General features: G+C 57.3%; 17 protein-coding genes and 1 pseudogene. 11 read left to right on the top strand and 7 right to left on the bottom strand.

Going from position 1 to position 15,670, the window contains the following annotated elements; genetic code table 11:
• Positions 1-34 precede the first annotated feature (34 nt).
• Positions 35-265 carry a hypothetical protein gene (locus tag KDX39_RS06595; RefSeq protein ID WP_184318733.1) on the top strand — a complete coding sequence of 77 codons (231 nt, stop codon included), beginning with the start codon at positions 35-37 and terminating at the stop codon, positions 263-265.
• Position 266: 1 nt separating this feature from the next.
• Here KDX39_RS06595 and KDX39_RS06590 read toward each other — a convergent pair whose 3' ends face one another.
• The 4 genes from KDX39_RS06590 to KDX39_RS06575 form a co-directional block, all read right to left on the bottom strand.
• Positions 267-1,019 carry a YkgJ family cysteine cluster protein gene (locus tag KDX39_RS06590; RefSeq protein WP_231659770.1) on the bottom strand — a complete coding sequence of 251 codons (753 nt, stop codon included), beginning with the start codon at positions 1,017-1,019 and terminating at the stop codon, positions 267-269.
• Positions 1,020-1,116: 97 nt separating this feature from the next.
• Positions 1,117-1,437: a hypothetical protein gene (locus KDX39_RS06585; protein ID WP_231659769.1), complete on the bottom strand. Its 321-nt coding sequence runs from the start codon at positions 1,435-1,437 to the stop codon at positions 1,117-1,119.
• Positions 1,438-1,480: 43 nt separating this feature from the next.
• Positions 1,481-1,942, bottom strand: a complete 462-nt coding sequence (locus KDX39_RS06580; RefSeq protein WP_231659940.1) for a GNAT family N-acetyltransferase — start codon at positions 1,940-1,942, stop codon at positions 1,481-1,483.
• Between the two features lie 62 nt (positions 1,943-2,004).
• The gene (locus KDX39_RS06575; RefSeq protein WP_231659768.1) at positions 2,005-2,901 is read right to left on the bottom strand and encodes a chemotaxis protein; all 897 of its coding nucleotides are present in this window, start codon (positions 2,899-2,901) and stop codon (positions 2,005-2,007) included.
• Between the two features lie 453 nt (positions 2,902-3,354).
• On the opposite strand from KDX39_RS06575, the gene KDX39_RS06570 reads away from it, so the two are divergent.
• The 9 genes and pseudogenes from KDX39_RS06570 (at position 3,355) to KDX39_RS06530 (ending at position 12,136) form a co-directional block, all read left to right on the top strand.
• Entirely contained in the window at positions 3,355-3,864 is a 510-nt protein-coding gene (locus KDX39_RS06570) for a disulfide bond formation protein B (protein ID WP_184318741.1), read from the top strand.
• A 463-nt stretch (positions 3,865-4,327) separates the two neighbouring features.
• Positions 4,328-5,269 carry a ubiquinol oxidase subunit II gene (cyoA, locus tag KDX39_RS06565; RefSeq protein ID WP_043303141.1) on the top strand — a complete coding sequence of 314 codons (942 nt, stop codon included), beginning with the start codon at positions 4,328-4,330 and terminating at the stop codon, positions 5,267-5,269.
• A gap of 3 nt (positions 5,270-5,272) precedes the next feature.
• Complete coding sequence (gene cyoB / locus KDX39_RS06560; RefSeq protein WP_184318744.1) at positions 5,273-7,285, top strand: cytochrome o ubiquinol oxidase subunit I; 2,013 nt, start codon at positions 5,273-5,275, stop codon at positions 7,283-7,285.
• Between the two features lie 2 nt (positions 7,286-7,287).
• Positions 7,288-7,920 (top strand): cytochrome o ubiquinol oxidase subunit III, encoded by a 633-nt coding sequence (locus tag KDX39_RS06555; protein ID WP_122691033.1) that lies wholly within the window; start codon positions 7,288-7,290, stop codon positions 7,918-7,920.
• On the top strand, positions 7,920-8,252 hold the full coding sequence (gene cyoD / locus KDX39_RS06550) for a cytochrome o ubiquinol oxidase subunit IV (protein WP_004878631.1): 333 nt from the start codon (positions 7,920-7,922) through the stop codon (positions 8,250-8,252). Before KDX39_RS06555 ends, cyoD begins: the two co-directional genes overlap by 1 nt.
• 10 nt (positions 8,253-8,262) lie before the next feature.
• Entirely contained in the window at positions 8,263-9,150 is an 888-nt protein-coding gene (cyoE, locus tag KDX39_RS06545) for a heme o synthase (RefSeq protein WP_099227420.1), read from the top strand.
• A 280-nt stretch (positions 9,151-9,430) separates the two neighbouring features.
• The gene (locus KDX39_RS06540; RefSeq protein ID WP_210071328.1) at positions 9,431-10,315 is read left to right on the top strand and encodes a glycosyltransferase family 2 protein; all 885 of its coding nucleotides are present in this window, start codon (positions 9,431-9,433) and stop codon (positions 10,313-10,315) included.
• A 40-nt stretch (positions 10,316-10,355) separates the two neighbouring features.
• Positions 10,356-10,989: pseudogene (locus tag KDX39_RS06535) on the top strand (CatB-related O-acetyltransferase).
• A 127-nt stretch (positions 10,990-11,116) separates the two neighbouring features.
• The gene (locus KDX39_RS06530; RefSeq protein ID WP_099227423.1) at positions 11,117-12,136 is read left to right on the top strand and encodes a branched-chain amino acid aminotransferase; all 1,020 of its coding nucleotides are present in this window, start codon (positions 11,117-11,119) and stop codon (positions 12,134-12,136) included.
• Between the two features lie 89 nt (positions 12,137-12,225).
• Here the strand turns inward: KDX39_RS06530 and KDX39_RS06525 are convergent, their stop codons facing one another.
• The 3 genes from KDX39_RS06525 to KDX39_RS06515 form a co-directional block, all read right to left on the bottom strand.
• On the bottom strand, positions 12,226-13,197 hold the full coding sequence (locus tag KDX39_RS06525; RefSeq protein ID WP_231659767.1) for an ATPase: 972 nt from the start codon (positions 13,195-13,197) through the stop codon (positions 12,226-12,228).
• Between the two features lie 98 nt (positions 13,198-13,295).
• Positions 13,296-14,084, bottom strand: coding sequence for a transporter substrate-binding domain-containing protein (locus tag KDX39_RS06520; protein WP_184318749.1), 789 nt, complete (start codon positions 14,082-14,084; stop codon positions 13,296-13,298).
• A gap of 127 nt (positions 14,085-14,211) precedes the next feature.
• The gene (locus KDX39_RS06515) at positions 14,212-14,871 is read right to left on the bottom strand and encodes a hypothetical protein (protein WP_231659766.1); all 660 of its coding nucleotides are present in this window, start codon (positions 14,869-14,871) and stop codon (positions 14,212-14,214) included.
• Positions 14,872-15,117: 246 nt separating this feature from the next.
• On the opposite strand from KDX39_RS06515, the gene sodC reads away from it, so the two are divergent.
• Positions 15,118-15,636 (top strand): superoxide dismutase family protein, encoded by a 519-nt coding sequence (sodC, locus tag KDX39_RS06510; RefSeq protein ID WP_231659765.1) that lies wholly within the window; start codon positions 15,118-15,120, stop codon positions 15,634-15,636.
• Positions 15,637-15,670: the final 34 nt, after the last annotated feature.

Genomic DNA, 15,670 nt, shown 5'->3' with positions numbered 1-15,670 from the left:
GTGTGCCCGGCCATTTCGACTCTCTGGTGACACCATGACCACTCCTGAACAAGCGCCTGTTCAAGAAGCCGCAATCGACTCCGTAGACGCTGCCGACAAGAAGGCTGCGATTGCCCCGTTCAGCTTTCCGTTCAAGCCGTCGGAGTTCGCACAGGCCAAAAAAGACAAGGATCAGGCCTGGTATCAGAAGTCGAACAAGTCCGGGCACCACAAGACACCAGGTGCCGCTCCGTCCGGCACCCGTCGTTCCATGGGCAAGCGCTGAGTCAGGCTGCCTGCAGCGGGATGAACAGGTAGGAGACCGGTTCCCTGAGCGTCACTTCGGCACCTGCCGCCTGCAGCGTGTCGATGACCGTCTGGCCTGCGACATGAAACTCCCAGCCTGCGTTGTCCGACGATTCACTTGGGTGGCTGGCAACCTGCTCGATGGCTGCCGCGAAGGCGACCATGTCCGGCAGGTAAGCCACGAACCCGTTGCCCTTGAGCGCAGTGGTGCGAATTCCCAGCTTCTGGCAGATCACCTGCTTGGCCTCGATTTCGTCGCGATCTGCCTGGCGTGACTGTTCGATCAGCGCCATCAGTTGCGTGTCCACCAGCGTGTTGCCAACGATCAGATCGGGGCCCTGTTCCCAGGCCTCTGGCGGACAACCCTTGGTTTCAGGGCGCAACGGGATGTGCGGATTGATTTCCATCGGATAGATCCGGCATACCAGCGGCCGACGCTCGTAGATGCCGCAGAGGTTCTGTTCGTCAAGATTCCGGCAGCGGCCGACGTTATAGGCGGCGAAGGTGATGGCGACATACGCAGTGGTCAGGCCACTGTTCACTTCGGTGGAGCGTCGTGTGGCGTGCGTCAGTTGTGCTTCGGGAACGCCATAACCGTTACCGAGAAAGGCTTCGGTCAGCACGATCACCGTACCGCCGTCCGCCGCCCATTGCGTGGCCTCGGTGAGTGTCAGCGGTACGTGATGATCGGTGCAGCAGCCGCCGCAACCTGTGCAGGAAAACTGGGTGTTCATTGGGTCGGTAACCTGTCCATGACGGGCGCCGGGTTGACGACGAGGCTGTCATCGTTCCGACTGATGCAGGGCAGGAAGCAAGTTGCGCGCCACCGGCCTATCGGGCAGGCGACTGGATGCTGTCCCACTCGGTCACGCTGGCTTGTCTGCTTTTACGGTTGTAGAGACAAAGCTCGGTGCCCGGGCGGTCGTTCATGTGTTTTTGTGGATAACGGCCTTTCAGCAACAGCGCGCTATAGCCGACCCGGTCATCGAATTGGGCGCTGCTGCCGACGGCTGAAACGTTTTTGAGCTGGCTGGCTTTCAGGCAACTGTCGAGCATCGTCTTGTCGTGCGCGCTCCAGGCCTGTGGTGTCGACGCACCGGCTGGATTGGCGACAACAGCCAGACCTGCCAGCAAGAGAAGGTACGCTTTCATTTCGATCTCCATCTGCAGCGTTTCGGGCGCAAATTATCGCAGATCATTTCCGGTCGACCGCCAGACGAGCGACGTAGGACATGTCTGATTTTTCATAAAGACGCCTTGCGATCAGATTGTTTTCCATGACTTTCAAATCGACAGCCACTTCATTGCATCGCCCCAGATGGACGAACAGGTGGTTGAGCAACGCTGCGCCGATTCCCCTGTTCCGGTAATCCGGGTGTACGGCCAGGTCCTTGATAAAGGCGCTGGTCCAGCACGTGATCAACCCCACTACGCGATCACCGTCGATTGCCAGAAAACAGCGCGACCGGTCGAACTCGGGGTTGTGCTCGAATGCGTCGAACCAATCCTTGTGATCCAGCCAAGGTCCGTCATCCAGCAGATGACTCTGCGCCAGCAGGCCGTGAGCCTGATGACTGTGTTGGAGCGTAAGACTGGCGCAGGAGATGCCGTGCGGCCAGGGCGCATGTGGCACGGGCGCTTTCAGGTCCCGACGCATCAGCCAGCAATGGTCTGGCGAGGCGTCGGCTGAGCCCGGCGCAGTGGAGAGCGGTATGTGGATCAGATGCCCTGAGCCACGACCGTGCGGGCGGCCTCGATCAGGCATTTGGTCAGCTCGGGTGAGGAAAACTTGGTCAACACGGCGTTGGCACCGGCGATTCTGGCCTTCTCGCTGTTCATCGCGCTGTCCAGTGACGTGTGAAGCAGGATGTACAGGTCGTTGAAATCAGGCGTATCGCGCAAGGTCCGGGTCAGGGCGTAGCCATCCATCTCCGACATTTCGATATCGGACACCACGACATTGATCTGCGCCGCTGTGCCTTGCAGATCCAGCAGTACCTCGATGGCTTCTTTCGCGCTGCGGGCCGTATGGCAGTTGATGCCCAGATTGCGCAACGTGATGATCGACTGCTGCAGGGCGACCTGGCTGTCATCGACTACCAGAATACGCGCTTTCGCCAGCACTTCGGCGTCTTCCCTGGCCAGTTCGTCAGACTGCACGACAATCTGTGCCGGAGCGATGCCGTGGATCACTTTCTCGATATCCAGCACCTGCACCAGCACACCGTCGACCTGGGTGACGCCGGTGATGAACGACTTGCTGCTCGAACCGTAGGGCGGCGGGCGGATATCGGTGGTCAGGCAGTGCACGATCTTGCTGACTGCCTGAACATGCAGGCCTTGCTTTGAGCGGCTGACGTCGGTGACGATCAGGCAGCCGCCATCCGGATCGGCCAGCGGCCGCTCGCCGATGGCCCGGCTCAGGTCGATGACCGAGAGCGATGAGCCGCGCAGTGTTGCGATGCCTTTGACGTGCGGGTGCGACTCCGGCAGATGAGTCAGGGCAGGGCAGGGGATGATCTCGCTGACCTTGAGCAGGTTGATCGCCATCAGCTTGCCGCTGCGCAACGTGAAGAGGAGCAGCGAAAGTGAATCTGCTCGGACGTTCTTGGACATATGAACCTTCTGGCTATAGGTGTTTCGTCGCCTGGAGGCGACAAACATCTTTCTCTGAGAGGTTATCGACCCGCGTCGGTGTGGCTTTAGGATTTTTAAAGGATAGCGCTTTGCAGGGCCAAAACCCGAGGTGCGACAAAATACCGCGGCCTTCTATATATAGAAGAGGTGCGACAAAGTGACGCACGCTTCTATATATAAGGAAGAGATTCGATCGCTGCACAGACGCCGTCCGCACGGTGCGATGAAAAAACCGCCTCACTGGCACACAACCATCCGGCAGGCAGATTCGGCCGTACGGCCGTTGCGCCCTTGAGTTGTCGGGGCTGGCGGATGATTATCGCGTGCGATCCGGGACGGGCGATTCTACACTGCGCGTCCCATCCTCATGTGGTTGAGTCAGCAGGGCGTCCGGGTCCGTCAACCGCTTCATCAGTTCAGTAAGGTATGTGAATGAGCGACAACCTGTTGTACCTGCGACGCGAGAAACGATTCCTGGTCTTGCTGGGGATCATCTGTCTGTCCCTGATCGGCGGCGCCCTGTACATGCAGATCGTGCTGGGCGAAGCGCCATGCCCGCTGTGTATCCTGCAGCGCTATGCACTGCTGTTCATCGCGATCTTTGCCTTCATCGGCGCCGCCATGCCTGGCCGCCGCAGCGTGACCCTTTTCGAAGTTCTGGTGATCCTGAGTGCGCTCGGCGGTATTGCTGCTGCCGGTCGCCATGCCTGGGTGCTGGCCAACCCTGCGGTCAGCTGCGGAATCGATACGTTGCAGCCAATCGTCGACGGCCTGCCGCTGGCGGATCTGTTTCCCACCGTTTTCCAGGTCAGCGGGTTCTGCTCCACGCCTTATCCGCCAGTGCTCGGACTGTCGCTGGCGCAATGGGCACTCGCAGCCTTCGTTCTGACCGCAATACTGGTTCCAGTCTGTGTGTTGCGCAATCGACGTAAACCTTACTGAATACAAGGGCTTTCATGAAAATAGCCTCGTGAAATCGAGGCTTTTTTTTGTGCCGTGAAAGCCAACCAGTATTTATTGTTACGTAATCGGAGAATAACTGTTACAAAATTAGGCATAGTCATTAAAAATTTACGTATCTACAATCCCCGTCACTTGTCGTCAGGCTTCACTTGACGACCAGCAATTTTGAGGCCTTTTAGCGCCACCTGTGTACCCTGAACAGGCAGCGCAATGCTTGCCTCCGAGGGCGTACAATGGCCGCTGAAGGCATCTGCCCTGCACATCGGGCAGTTCCAGCAGCTCAAAATAAGAATCCATAGCTAAACCCGGATTTGTCGATACGTCGCGTTGGCGCATTGGCAGGCCCTTGTTCAATTCAAAAAAAATTGCCGGCACTGGCAGGGTGAAGTGTTGGCGGTCGAAACCCAACTGCACCGCGCAAGCTGCTTTTAGAGGTCGTGAAATGAGTAAAAAAAGGTACCCCAGGTTTTTTGGCTTCTTGGCCCTTTTCTGTATGCTTTTGCTCAGTGGATGCGACGGCGTACCTCTGCTCGATCCAAAAGGGCAGGTGGGTATCGAGCAGCGTAACCTGATCGTTATCGCCACATTGCTGATGCTGATCGTCGTGATCCCGGTCATTCTGATGACCCTGATCTTCGCCTGGAAGTATCGCGCAACGAACAAGGCTGCCAAGTACACGCCGGACTGGTCGCACTCCACCAAGATCGAAATCGCGGTCTGGGGCGTTCCCATGCTGCTGCTGGTGTTTCTGGGCTACTACACCTACGTCTCGACGCACGAGCTGGACCCTTACCGTCCGCTTGAGTCCGATGTGAAGCCGGTCACCATCCAGGCGGTCTCCGTAGACTGGAAGTGGATTTTCATCTATCCGGAATACAACATCGCGACGGTCAACAAGATCGTGTTCCCGGCCAACACGCCGATCAATTTCCAGGTCACCTCCGATAGCGTGATGAACTCGTTGTTCATTCCGGGTCTGGGCGGCCAGATCTACGCGATGGCGGGCATGCACACCAAGCTGCACCTGATCGCCAACGAAGTTCACGAATTCAACGGTATCTCCGCCAACTACAGTGGCGCAGGCTTTACCGGCATGAAGTTCAAGGCCAACTCCGTGAGCCAGGCCGATTTCGACAACTGGATCACCGAAGTCAGGAACTCGCCGAAGAAGCTTGGCCAGACCGAGTACGCTGAACTGCTCAAGCCGAGCGAGCGTAATCCTGTTGAACTGTTTTCTGCGGTCACTCCGAACCTGTTCCAGATCATCATCGACAAGTATGAGGGTATGAATCCAGGCAAGAAGCTTGTTGCAGGTGAGAAAGAAACCGCCAGTAACGAAGGCGCGGAAAAGAGCAAAAATTCAGCTGCTGGGGCAGAGGAGTAAACGATGTTTGGCAAATTAAGTCTGGAAGCGGTGCCGTTCCACGAGCCGATAGTCATGGTGACACTTGCCATGATCGCGCTCGGCGGCCTCGCGGTTGTCGGGTTGATCACCTATTTCCGCAAGTGGACCTACTTGTGGAGTGAATGGCTGACGTCCGTCGACCACAAGAAAATCGGCGTGATGTACATCGTCGTTGCCATGGTCATGCTGCTGCGCGGCTTTGCCGACGCAATCATGATGCGTACCCAACTGGCCATGGCCCAGAATGGTGCCGAAGGCTTCCTGCCGCCGGAACACTATGACCAGATCTTCACCGCTCACGGTGTGATCATGATCATCTTCATGGCGATGCCGTTCTTCACCGGTCTGATGAACATCGTTCTGCCTCTGCAGATCGGCGCTCGCGACGTTGCCTTCCCGTTCCTGAACTCCCTGAGCTTCTGGCTGCTGGTTGCCGGCATGCTTCTGATCAACATCTCTCTGGGTGTCGGTGAGTTCGCCAAGACCGGCTGGGTCGCATATCCGCCTCTGTCGGGGTTGCAATACAGTCCTGGCGTGGGGGTTGACTACTACATCTGGGCGCTACAGTTATCCGGATTAGGTACGACGCTGACGGGGGTCAACTTCCTCGTGACCGTACTGAAGATGCGTACCCCTGGCATGAAACTGCTGGACATGCCGATCTTCACCTGGACCTGCACCTGGGCAAACATCCTGATCGTGGCTTCGTTCCCGATCCTGACTGCCACCCTTGCGTTCCTGACGCTTGACCGTTACCTGGACTTCCACATTTTCACGAACGAAATGGGCGGTAACCCCATGATGTACGTGAACCTGTTCTGGGCGTGGGGTCACCCTGAGGTGTACATCCTGATTCTGCCGGCCTTCGGCGTGTTCTCGGAAGTCATCTCCACGTTCTCGGGTAAACGTCTGTTCGGCCACAAGTCGATGATCTTCGCCTCCGGTGCGATCTGCGTCCTGGGCTTCATGGTCTGGCTGCACCACTTCTTCACGATGGGTGCAGGGGCCAACGTCAACGCCTTCTTCGGGCTGGCGACGATGCTCATCGCGATTCCGACGGGTGTGAAGCTATTCAACTGGCTGTTCACCATGTACCAGGGCCGTCTGCGTTTCACTGCGCCGGTACTCTGGACCCTGGGCTTCATGGTCACCTTTTCGATCGGCGGCATGACCGGCGTTCTGTTGGCGATTCCAGGTGCTGACTTCGTATTGCACAACAGCCTGTTCGTGATCGCTCACTTCCACAACGTCATCATCGGCGGTGCGGTGTTCGGTTACATCGCCGGCTTCGCGTTCTGGTTCCCTAAAGCGTTCGGTTTCACCCTGAACGAGAAGTGGGGCAAGGCAGCGTTCTGGTTCTGGATCGTCGGCTTCTTCGTCGCATTCATGCCGCTGTACGCGCTGGGCTTCCTGGGTATGACCCGTCGTCTGAACGCTACCGACATGCCAGAGTGGAACATCTACCTGGACGTTGCGCTGTTCGGCGCCGTGCTGATCGCGTGCGGTATCGCTTCGCAATTGATCCAGCTGTTCGTCAGCATCCGTGACCGTGCCAAGAACCCTGATCTGACCGGTGACCCGTGGAATGGCCACACGCTGGAATGGTCGACTTCTTCGCCACCACCGTTCTACAACTTTGCCGAACTGCCGAAGGCGGACGACATTGATGCGTTCACTGACGCCAAGCGTGCAGGCACTGCCTACAACGTTCCGGCCAAGTACTCGGCGATCCACATGCCTAACAACACGCCTACCGGCCTGTACATGGGCATGCTGCTGACCGTATTCGGTTTCGCGTTCATCTGGCACATCTGGTGGCTGGTTGGCGCAAGCCTGGTCGCAACCATTGCGGTCTTCGTTGCTCACGCTGCACGTGACGACCAGGGCTACATGGTGCCGGCTGAAGAAGTAGCGCGTATTGAAGGTGAGCATCACAAGGTCCTGGCGGCCAACGGTGCATACACTCCTGTCAAGTCCTCGCTGGAACAGGTTTAAACATGTCGAATATTGCAATCAACCCTGGAGCCCACGATCACGGTCACGATCATGATCACGGGCATGACGATCACCACGACAGCGGTGGGATGACGGTTTACGGCTTCTGGCTGTACCTGATGACCGACTGCGTGCTGTTCGCCTCGTTCTTCGCGGTCTACGCCGTGATGGTCAACAGTGTCGCGGGCGGCCCTTCGGGCCAGGACATCTTCCTGCTGCCATTCGTGGCCGTGGAAACCGCGTTCCTGCTGGTCAGTAGTATCACTTACGGTTTCGCCATGCTGGCCCTGTACAAGGGCAAGAAAAGCCAGGTTCTGGGCTGGCTGGCGCTGACCTTCCTGTGTGGTGCTGCGTTCATCGGCATGGAAATCTACGAGTTCCATCACCTGATCCACGAAGGTTACGGTCCTAGCCGCAGCGGCTTCCTGTCAGCGTTCTTCGCGCTGGTCGGCCTGCACGGTGTGCACGTAACCAGCGGTCTGATCTGGATGGCGATCATGATGATTCAGGTCCAGAGAAAGGGCCTGACCAACACCAACAAGACGCGCCTGAGCTGCCTGAGTCTGTTCTGGCACTTCCTGGACGTTGTCTGGATCGGCGTGTTCACTGTTGTCTACCTGATGGGGGCTTTGTAATGTCGAATTCACATCACCCGGCTGAAGACAATAGCCACGGCTCCGTGAAGTCCTACATCATCGGTTTCGTACTGTCGATCATCCTGACGGCCATCCCGTTCGCGCTGGTCATGTCTCCTTCGTTGCCGAAGGACATGACGATCGCGATCATCCTGGCGTTTGCAATCATTCAGATCTTGGTGCACCTGCATTACTTCCTGCACCTGGACTTCACGAGTGTGCAACGCAACAACGTGATGGCCTTCGCCTTTACCACGATGGTTATCGTTCTGCTGGTTGGCCTGTCGTTGTGGATCATCTTCAGCATCCACCGCGAAATGATGGCGCATTGAGGAATACCAGATGTCACTGAAGCACTTTATCCAAATCACCAAGCCGGGGATCATTTTCGGTAACGTGCTTTCGGTGGCAGGTGGCTTTTTTCTGGCTTCCAAGGGGAATATCGACTTCAGCGTGTTTCTGGCTGCAGTCATTGGTACTTCCCTGGTCGTTGCGTCCGGTTGCGTGTTCAACAACTGCATTGATCGTGACATTGATCAGCGCATGGAAAGGACCCGCAACCGGGTCCTGGTGCAGGGACTGGTTTCTCTGAAACTGGCCCTGCTCTACGCGACCGTACTCGGTATCGCAGGCGTAGGCCTGCTGTATACCAAGGCCAATCCGCTGGCTGCACTGTTCGCGGTGATCGGCTTTGTCATCTACGTCGGCTTCTACAGCCTGTACCTGAAACGCAAATCCGTTCACGGCACGCTGGTCGGCAGTCTTTCCGGGGCAATGCCTCCGGTCATTGGCTACTGCGCAGTGAGCAACAGCTTCGATTTCGCGGCACTGACGCTGCTGGTCATGTTCAGCCTGTGGCAGATGCCGCACTCGTACGCGATCGCGATCTTCCGTTTCAATGACTACCGTGCCGCGAAGATTCCGGTTCTGCCGGTCAAGCGCGGCATTCTGGTCACCAAGCGCCACATCCTGCTCTACATCCTGGCATTCCTAGTGGCGACCCTGATGTTGACGGTGGGCGGTTACGCAGGTCTGAACTACCTCGCCGTTGCGGCGGGCATGGGCATGTACTGGTTGTACATGGCGTGGAAAGGCTACAAGGCCGTTGACGATACTGTCTGGGCTCGCAAGCTTTTCGTGTTCTCCATCTTCACCATCACCGCGTTGAGCGTGATGATGTCGGTGGACTTTCAGGTCACCAAGGAGCTGCTGGTCACTTATGCGTTCTGACCGGTAACCTGTTTTACTAAAAACCCCATTCATTCGAATGGGGTTTTTTTTCGCCCCGATTTTGCCTCGCAAAACGCGTGGGCGGGTGCTCAGGTGCGAGCTAGACGTATCGCCATGTCGCCGATCGGATTCGTCATGGTGTGCGTGAATCTTTGCTCATGGGAGGGTCATGGAAAATAGAGATGACTTGTCGCATCATGTGCGTTTTGTATTCGATCTGTTACGCAATGCGCTGTATTTCAAAGCCTAGGGCTGGATAATAATTATGGCTGTTACCCCTATGACGTCCTCAACTGTTCAGGACATTTCGCCTAAACCGCTCGTGTCGATCATCGCCCCCTGTTACAACGCCGAGCGATTTCTGGAAGCTGCCATCCAGAGCATTTTTGCTCAGGATTACGAGAACTTCGAAGTCATCATTGTCGATGACGGCTCTACGGATAACAGCATTGCGATGCTGGAGGCGCTGCAGAGCCAGTATCCATTCCAGCTTTATCGCCAGCCTAATCAGGGTGTGAGCGCCGCGCTCAATCACGGGCTCAAATACGCCAGAGGCGCTTACGTGTCCACACCGGATCTGGACGACATCATGCTGCCGTCCTCCGTAAGTGTCCGTGCCCGATACCTTGATCAGCATCCGAAAGTGGGCTGCATCGGCGCGCTCATCAGTTACATGGATTGCGACGGCAATGAGATCAAGTGCCAGTCCCGCAATTACATCGAGCGTCTTGATTTTGACGATGTGCTGCGCGGTGCTGTGGTCGTAGGCGCTCCGGTCGCTCTTTACCGTATGCAGGCCGTCCGTGACGCGAACGGTTATGACCCCGAGATCAAGGTTCAGGATTTTCAGATGACCCTGAGAATCGCGGCTCAGGGTTACGAAATTCACGTCATCCCGGAAGTCGTGACCCGTTACCGCCGTCACCCCAATAACCTGTCGCGAAAATACAAGGTGCTGCTTGAGGCTGATCTCAAGACCATCGAGCCTTACCGTGATCATTCCGGTTATCAGAAAGGCCGAACCCTCATCGTCAACAAGGCCCTCAAATACGCATCGGTTTCAGACAAGCGATACGCCTGGAAACTGCTTTGCTCGATCCCGTTGAGGCATGTGGACCGCACCACCTGGCGTCGCTGCAAGCGCCTGCTGTTGAGCTACCGGTAGGTAGCCAGAACCTCTCGCAACCTATTGATCCAGAGTGCTCATGAGGTTCATCGAAAGGCTAAAGGCCAGAAAAATACGCAAGCAGCTTCGCCAGTTGGGCAAGCTGGAAAGGGCCGCCGAGAAAATCAGGTTGCGCTACCCGCGCAATGAAGTCGGGGTCGGTACCTACGGCATCCCGGACGTCATCAAGTTCGGCGATGATACGATCCTGCGAGTGGACTCCCATTGCCGAAGGTGTAAGGATTCTGTTGGGCGGCGAGCATCGAACCGACTGGATCACCACATACCCGTTTCCGGCCATGGTCGATCGAGTCAGCGACATCCAGGACTACGCGCCGAGTAAAGGCGACGTGACCATCGGCAGCGACTGCTGGATCTGCGCAGACGCGGTGATTCTTTCCGGCGTGACGATCGGGCATGGGGCCATTGTGGGCGCCGGCGCCATGGTCGTACGCGATGTAGCCCCCTTTTCCGTGGTCGGCGGCAATCCGTGCAAATTCATTCGCTGGCGTTTCGATGAGGACGTTCGCGAACTGCTGCTTCAGGCCGCGTGGTGGGACTGGCCCATGGAGGAGGTCAAGCAGGTTGCGCGCACCTTGTGCAGTTCGGACATGGAGGCGTTTCTGGCTTATGTTCGACAGCGGCAGGGCGCTGTGCAGGCAGTGACAGGCTGACGGTTTGAACGGATGCAAAAACGCTACATCGGTTTGTATTTATTTCAAGCCTCAGGTTTCGAATGATCTGGCAGAATACGGCAATGGCCTGACTCGTCCAGGCAGTCGCTAAATGATAGAGGGCGTTATGAGTCACGAAAGCATCAACTGGGACACTCTGGGTTTCGATTACATCAAGACCGACAAACGCTACCTGTCTCACTGGCGCGATGGTGCCTGGGATGCGGGCTCGCTCACGGAAGACAATACTCTGCACATCAGCGAAGGTTCTACTGCGCTGCATTATGGTCAGCAGTGCTTCGAGGGGCTCAAGGCCTATCGTTGCAAGGACGGTTCGATCAACCTGTTCCGTCCCGACCAGAACGCCCAGCGCATGCAGCGCAGTTGTTCCCGTCTGTTGATGCCCCACGTGCCCACCGATGTGTTCATCGAAGCCTGCAGACAGGTGGTGAAAGCCAACGAGCGTTTCATTCCGCCTTACGGTTCCGGTGGCGCGCTTTACCTGCGCCCGTTCGTGATCGGCGTGGGTGACAACATCGGCGTGCGCACGGCACCGGAATTCATTTTCTCGATCTTCTGCATTCCGGTAGGCGCCTATTTCAAGGGCGGTCTGAAGCCGAACAACTTCGTGATCTCCGGCTACGACCGCGCGGCACCGAATGGTACGGGCGCAGCCAAGGTCGGTGGCAACTACGCCGCCAGCCTGATGCCGGGTTCCGAAGCCAAGAAGCACAGCTTCGCCGATTGCATCTACCTGGATCCGCAGACCCATTCCAAGATCGAGGAAGTAGGTTCAGCCAACTTCTTCGCCATTACCAATGACGATGTGTTCCTGACGCCCAAGTCGCCGTCCGTGCTGCCGGGTATCACCCGTCTGTCGCTGATCGAACTGGCAAAATCCCGCCTGGGCCTGACGGTCGAAGAGGGCGATGTGTTCATCGACAAAATAGGTGAGTTCAAGGAAGCGGGCGCGTGCGGTACGGCTGCGGTGATCACGCCGATTGGCGGGATCTCGTACAAGGACCACCTGCATGTGTTCTACAGCGAAACCGAAGTAGGTCCTGTCACTCAGCGTCTGTACAAGGAACTGACCGGTGTGCAGTCTGGTGATATCGAGCCGCCAGCGGGCTGGATCGTCAAGGTCTGATACCGGCCCTGATCATGCCCACGCAGAGCGATGGGCACGATCAGGGTTGAGGCAGACTTGTGCATAACGAGGCGCGCTGTTTCAAACGCTCAAGCCGCAAGCTCCTTCTGCGGCCCCAATACAATCGCCAGATGCCGCAAATCATCGACCTCAACGCTGAAGCTCTTTCCTGAGGGGCTCTTCGTCAGCGTACCCAGTGCATAGACCGTAAAGAATTTCACTTCGTCGGCATGGCTCAGCAGTTCGCTGATGTAACGGCTGGAGCGATAGGCCTGCATCTGTGCGGGCGACACATAGAGCGTCACCAGCTTGCCCTCAAGTCTGTCAAAGAACTTGAACTTGAAACCCTGCCCGTAGCGCTGTTCCACCAGACCACCGCCATACAGCACACGTCCGTTGTCGCCCACCTGTGCGTATTTGATATGGCGAAAGTACGAGCGCAGTGACAGCTCGCCCTGACCCGGTATGCGTAGCTTCAGCAACTTGAACTCCTCGGGTGAGAGTTCAGCCTTTGCCTGGCGATAACTGTCCACCAGACGTTCGAGGTTGTTGGTGCGGGTTTCGCTGTAACGTAGCGCTTTCGGCTCGGCAGGCGGAGCAGGCGTCGTGCCGGGAGCCGGTGCAGGGGTGGGACTGCCCGCTTTTTCCACTCCGGACTTCTCCTTGGCGGGCTCCTTTATCGTGGGGTCGAACACGTCAATATAGTCGTCCAGCTTGCGCTTGGCCTTGCGCAGCGCTGTTTGAGGGTCGTTGGCGTCGACCTGATCTTCAGCAGATTCGTCTGCATCCGCGTCCACCCATTCACAATCGGCATGATGGTCGTGATGTGGATTGGCACGGAAGTGAGCGGCGACAAAGGTCGGATTGTCCTGCGGCTTGACGTCGTAGCGGACCCCGGTCACTTTCGCTCCCATTGCCCGGCAGGCTTCGTTCGAGCACAGAAACTCGAAGCGTTTGCGGGGCGGCTCCTGAGAGAAGTATTCGCGACGGGCGCCTGCGATGGACATTTCCTGCTGCAGTTCGACACAGAATGCGCGGGTGATGGGTTTCGTGGGCTTCATGCTCGCAGTTGCCTTCCAGACGGTTGATCCTGCAACACGCTATTTCAGCCGGGCCCGCCTTGCAACCAATGCCGGACGGGCTCGGGCCATCGTGTCGGTTACTGCGCGGGTACGGCCAGCCATTCACTCAGGGCCTGCTGATAAGCGCCTGTGGCTTTGCTCAGGTGCAGCCACTGATCGACGTAGGCTTTCCAGGCTACATCGTCGCGTGGCAGCAGGTAGGCTTTCTCTCCGTATTGCATGTAACGCGTCGGGTTGACTGCACACAGGCCGGGCATACGCTTCTGCTGATAGAGCGCTTCCGAGGCATCGGTGATCATCACGTCGGCCTTCTTGTCGAGCAGTTCCTGAAAGATGGTCTTGTTGTCATGGAACGCGATGGGTGCCTGAGGCAGATAGGCGCGAGCGAACGCCTCATTGGTGCCGCCAGCGGGCTCGATAAGGCGAACCGACGGTTTATTGATCTGCTCAATGGTCTGGTACAGCGCCTGGTCTTCACAGCGCACCAGCGGAATCTTGCCGTCGATATCCAGCGTGTTGCTGAAAAACGCCTTCTTCTGACGTTCCAGCGAAACGGAAATGCCCCCCATCGCGATGTCGCACTTGCCGGCAATCATGTCCGGCATCAGGGTTTTCCAGGTGGTTGGCACCCATTGCACGTTCACACCCAGGCTTTTGGCCAGCGAGCGGGCCATGGTGATGTCGATGCCTTCGTACTCACCGTCTTCGCGATGAAAGGTGTAAGGCTTGTAGTCACCCGTGGTGCACACCGACAACTGCCCGGCCTGCAACACCTTGTCCAGGTGCGAAGATGATTCCTCTGCCTGCACCATGCCTGTCAGACCCAACAGAAGGGCAGCCGATACGCTGTAATTCAGTTTCATCATGAAAGTAGGGGCTCGCATGTGTCGTCGATTTTTATTGGAAGCGACAGAGTGCTTCATTTGCAGGGAGGATGTGAAGCAGGAACAAGGCCTTGGGCTCAAAAGAAGCGGTCGTCAGACACTTGAGCGGTCAGGTGTACAGCTCTTCCAGCGACATCAACTGTTCTTCGATGAGGGTCATTTGCGATTCCCAGTCGGCCTGGGTTCTTTTCCAGGTTTCACCTTCATGGGCATAGAGGAAGTCGACGATGGTGTGCGTGACCTTGCCTTTGCCTACGGCACCGAACGCTTCCGCGCTCAGCGCGCGGGCCAGCATGTCCAGTTGGGCGGCGTGGTTGAGCCAGTGCCAGTGATCCTTGATCACCACCTTGTCGAGCAGAATGCACTGCTTCTTGAAGGCCCTGAGTGCAGATCCCAGAGCGCTTGCCGCCAGCAGTGTATTGATCTTGCCGACATCCTGGCCGGACTTCTGATTGGCCGCAGGGCCGAAAAACCATTCATTGAAACCGATTTCTATCTCGCGGAACGCGACGTTGGCGTCCCAGATGATGCTCAGGGCCTTTTGCTGGCGGGTCTCGCGCTTCCACGATCCGTAGGCCTTGAACACCACGCCCGCGATCCCGATCACCGCCAGTGCTTCGCTTAGCGATGACGCCGCCTCGACAATGTAATAGGCGTTGGCGGCACTGCCCGGCGATGTACTGACGGCTGCGCTGTAAAAAACTGCGGCTACAACGACCACCAGCGCAAAACAGGCACTGTAGAACCCGAACGCGTAGGGGTCTTTCATGGGGTGTTACGACCGTAAATTATGAAAGAGTCTGTGTCAGGTTAGCCGAGGCTGCAGAGGTTTGCAGGGTCGCCGGGCAGAGGGCGCCTGTCGAAGTTTTTGCATCAAAACCGTACCGGCTGTGGTCACAGGTGATGCCGTATACGAAAACGTTGATGAGCACAGCGAAGAAGGCCGCTTGATCGATGCCGTTTCACGCTCATCCGCGTTCAACCTCGATTCCTCCATCAAGGACGTATTGACCTTATGAAACCTTATCTTTGGCTAGGCCTGCTGGGCATGTTTTCCGTCGGCGTACAGGCCGCATCGCTGGACGTTCCGATCAATCTGGTCAGCGCTGATGGCGCACCGAAGCTGATTGGCACCGTGTCGGTGAGTGAAACGGAGTACGGGCTGGTGTTCACTCCCAACCTCAAGGACCTGCCGGCAGGCATTCATGGTTTTCACGTCCATGAAAACGGCAGCTGCGATGCAGGTACCAAGGACGGCGTGAAAGTCGCGGCGCTGGCCGCTGGCGGGCACTTCGATCCGGCCAAGACCGGCAAGCACCTGGGGCCATACGCCGACGGTCATTTGGGTGACCTGCCAGCGCTTTACGTCAATGCTGACGGCACCGCGAACTACCCGGTCCTGGCTCCGCGTCTGAAGAAGATTTCGGAAATCAAGGGCCATGCGCTGATGGTGCATGCCGGTGGTGACAACCATTCCGACCATCCAAAGCCTTTGGGCGGTGGTGGCGACCGGGCTGCCTGCGGCGTGATCTGATCGCGGTTTTATAGCGCTGGCGAGCATGCCTGAC

Origin of the sequence: Pseudomonas sp. CDFA 610 (assembly GCF_021147865.1) — a bacterium.
Classification (GTDB): Bacteria; Pseudomonadota; Gammaproteobacteria; order Pseudomonadales; family Pseudomonadaceae; genus Aquipseudomonas; species Aquipseudomonas alliivorans.
This window is presented reverse-complemented; position numbering and strand designations above follow the sequence as displayed.

What these genes read in the sequence shown, in the direction of transcription:
- KDX39_RS06575 (WP_231659768.1), bottom strand. Translation starts at nt 2,901, where the DNA reads ATGTCCAAGAACGTCCGAGCAGATTCACTTTCGCTGCTCCTCTTCACG.
- KDX39_RS06555 (WP_122691033.1), top strand. Translation starts at nt 7,288, where the DNA reads ATGTCGAATATTGCAATCAACCCTGGAGCCCACGATCACGGTCACGAT.
- cyoB (WP_184318744.1), top strand. Translation starts at nt 5,273, where the DNA reads ATGTTTGGCAAATTAAGTCTGGAAGCGGTGCCGTTCCACGAGCCGATA.
- cyoD (WP_004878631.1), top strand. Translation starts at nt 7,920, where the DNA reads ATGTCGAATTCACATCACCCGGCTGAAGACAATAGCCACGGCTCCGTG.
- KDX39_RS06540 (WP_210071328.1), top strand. Translation starts at nt 9,431, where the DNA reads ATGACGTCCTCAACTGTTCAGGACATTTCGCCTAAACCGCTCGTGTCG.
- KDX39_RS06585 (WP_231659769.1), bottom strand. Translation starts at nt 1,437, where the DNA reads ATGAAAGCGTACCTTCTCTTGCTGGCAGGTCTGGCTGTTGTCGCCAAT.
- KDX39_RS06580 (WP_231659940.1), bottom strand. Translation starts at nt 1,942, where the DNA reads ATGCGTCGGGACCTGAAAGCGCCCGTGCCACATGCGCCCTGGCCGCAC.
- cyoE (WP_099227420.1), top strand. Translation starts at nt 8,263, where the DNA reads ATGTCACTGAAGCACTTTATCCAAATCACCAAGCCGGGGATCATTTTC.
- cyoA (WP_043303141.1), top strand. Translation starts at nt 4,328, where the DNA reads ATGAGTAAAAAAAGGTACCCCAGGTTTTTTGGCTTCTTGGCCCTTTTC.
- KDX39_RS06530 (WP_099227423.1), top strand. Translation starts at nt 11,117, where the DNA reads ATGAGTCACGAAAGCATCAACTGGGACACTCTGGGTTTCGATTACATC.
- KDX39_RS06570 (WP_184318741.1), top strand. Translation starts at nt 3,355, where the DNA reads ATGAGCGACAACCTGTTGTACCTGCGACGCGAGAAACGATTCCTGGTC.
- KDX39_RS06515 (WP_231659766.1), bottom strand. Translation starts at nt 14,871, where the DNA reads ATGAAAGACCCCTACGCGTTCGGGTTCTACAGTGCCTGTTTTGCGCTG.
- KDX39_RS06525 (WP_231659767.1), bottom strand. Translation starts at nt 13,197, where the DNA reads ATGAAGCCCACGAAACCCATCACCCGCGCATTCTGTGTCGAACTGCAG.
- KDX39_RS06590 (WP_231659770.1), bottom strand. Translation starts at nt 1,019, where the DNA reads ATGAACACCCAGTTTTCCTGCACAGGTTGCGGCGGCTGCTGCACCGAT.
- sodC (WP_231659765.1), top strand. Translation starts at nt 15,118, where the DNA reads ATGAAACCTTATCTTTGGCTAGGCCTGCTGGGCATGTTTTCCGTCGGC.
- KDX39_RS06520 (WP_184318749.1), bottom strand. Translation starts at nt 14,084, where the DNA reads ATGATGAAACTGAATTACAGCGTATCGGCTGCCCTTCTGTTGGGTCTG.
- KDX39_RS06595 (WP_184318733.1), top strand. Translation starts at nt 35, where the DNA reads ATGACCACTCCTGAACAAGCGCCTGTTCAAGAAGCCGCAATCGACTCC.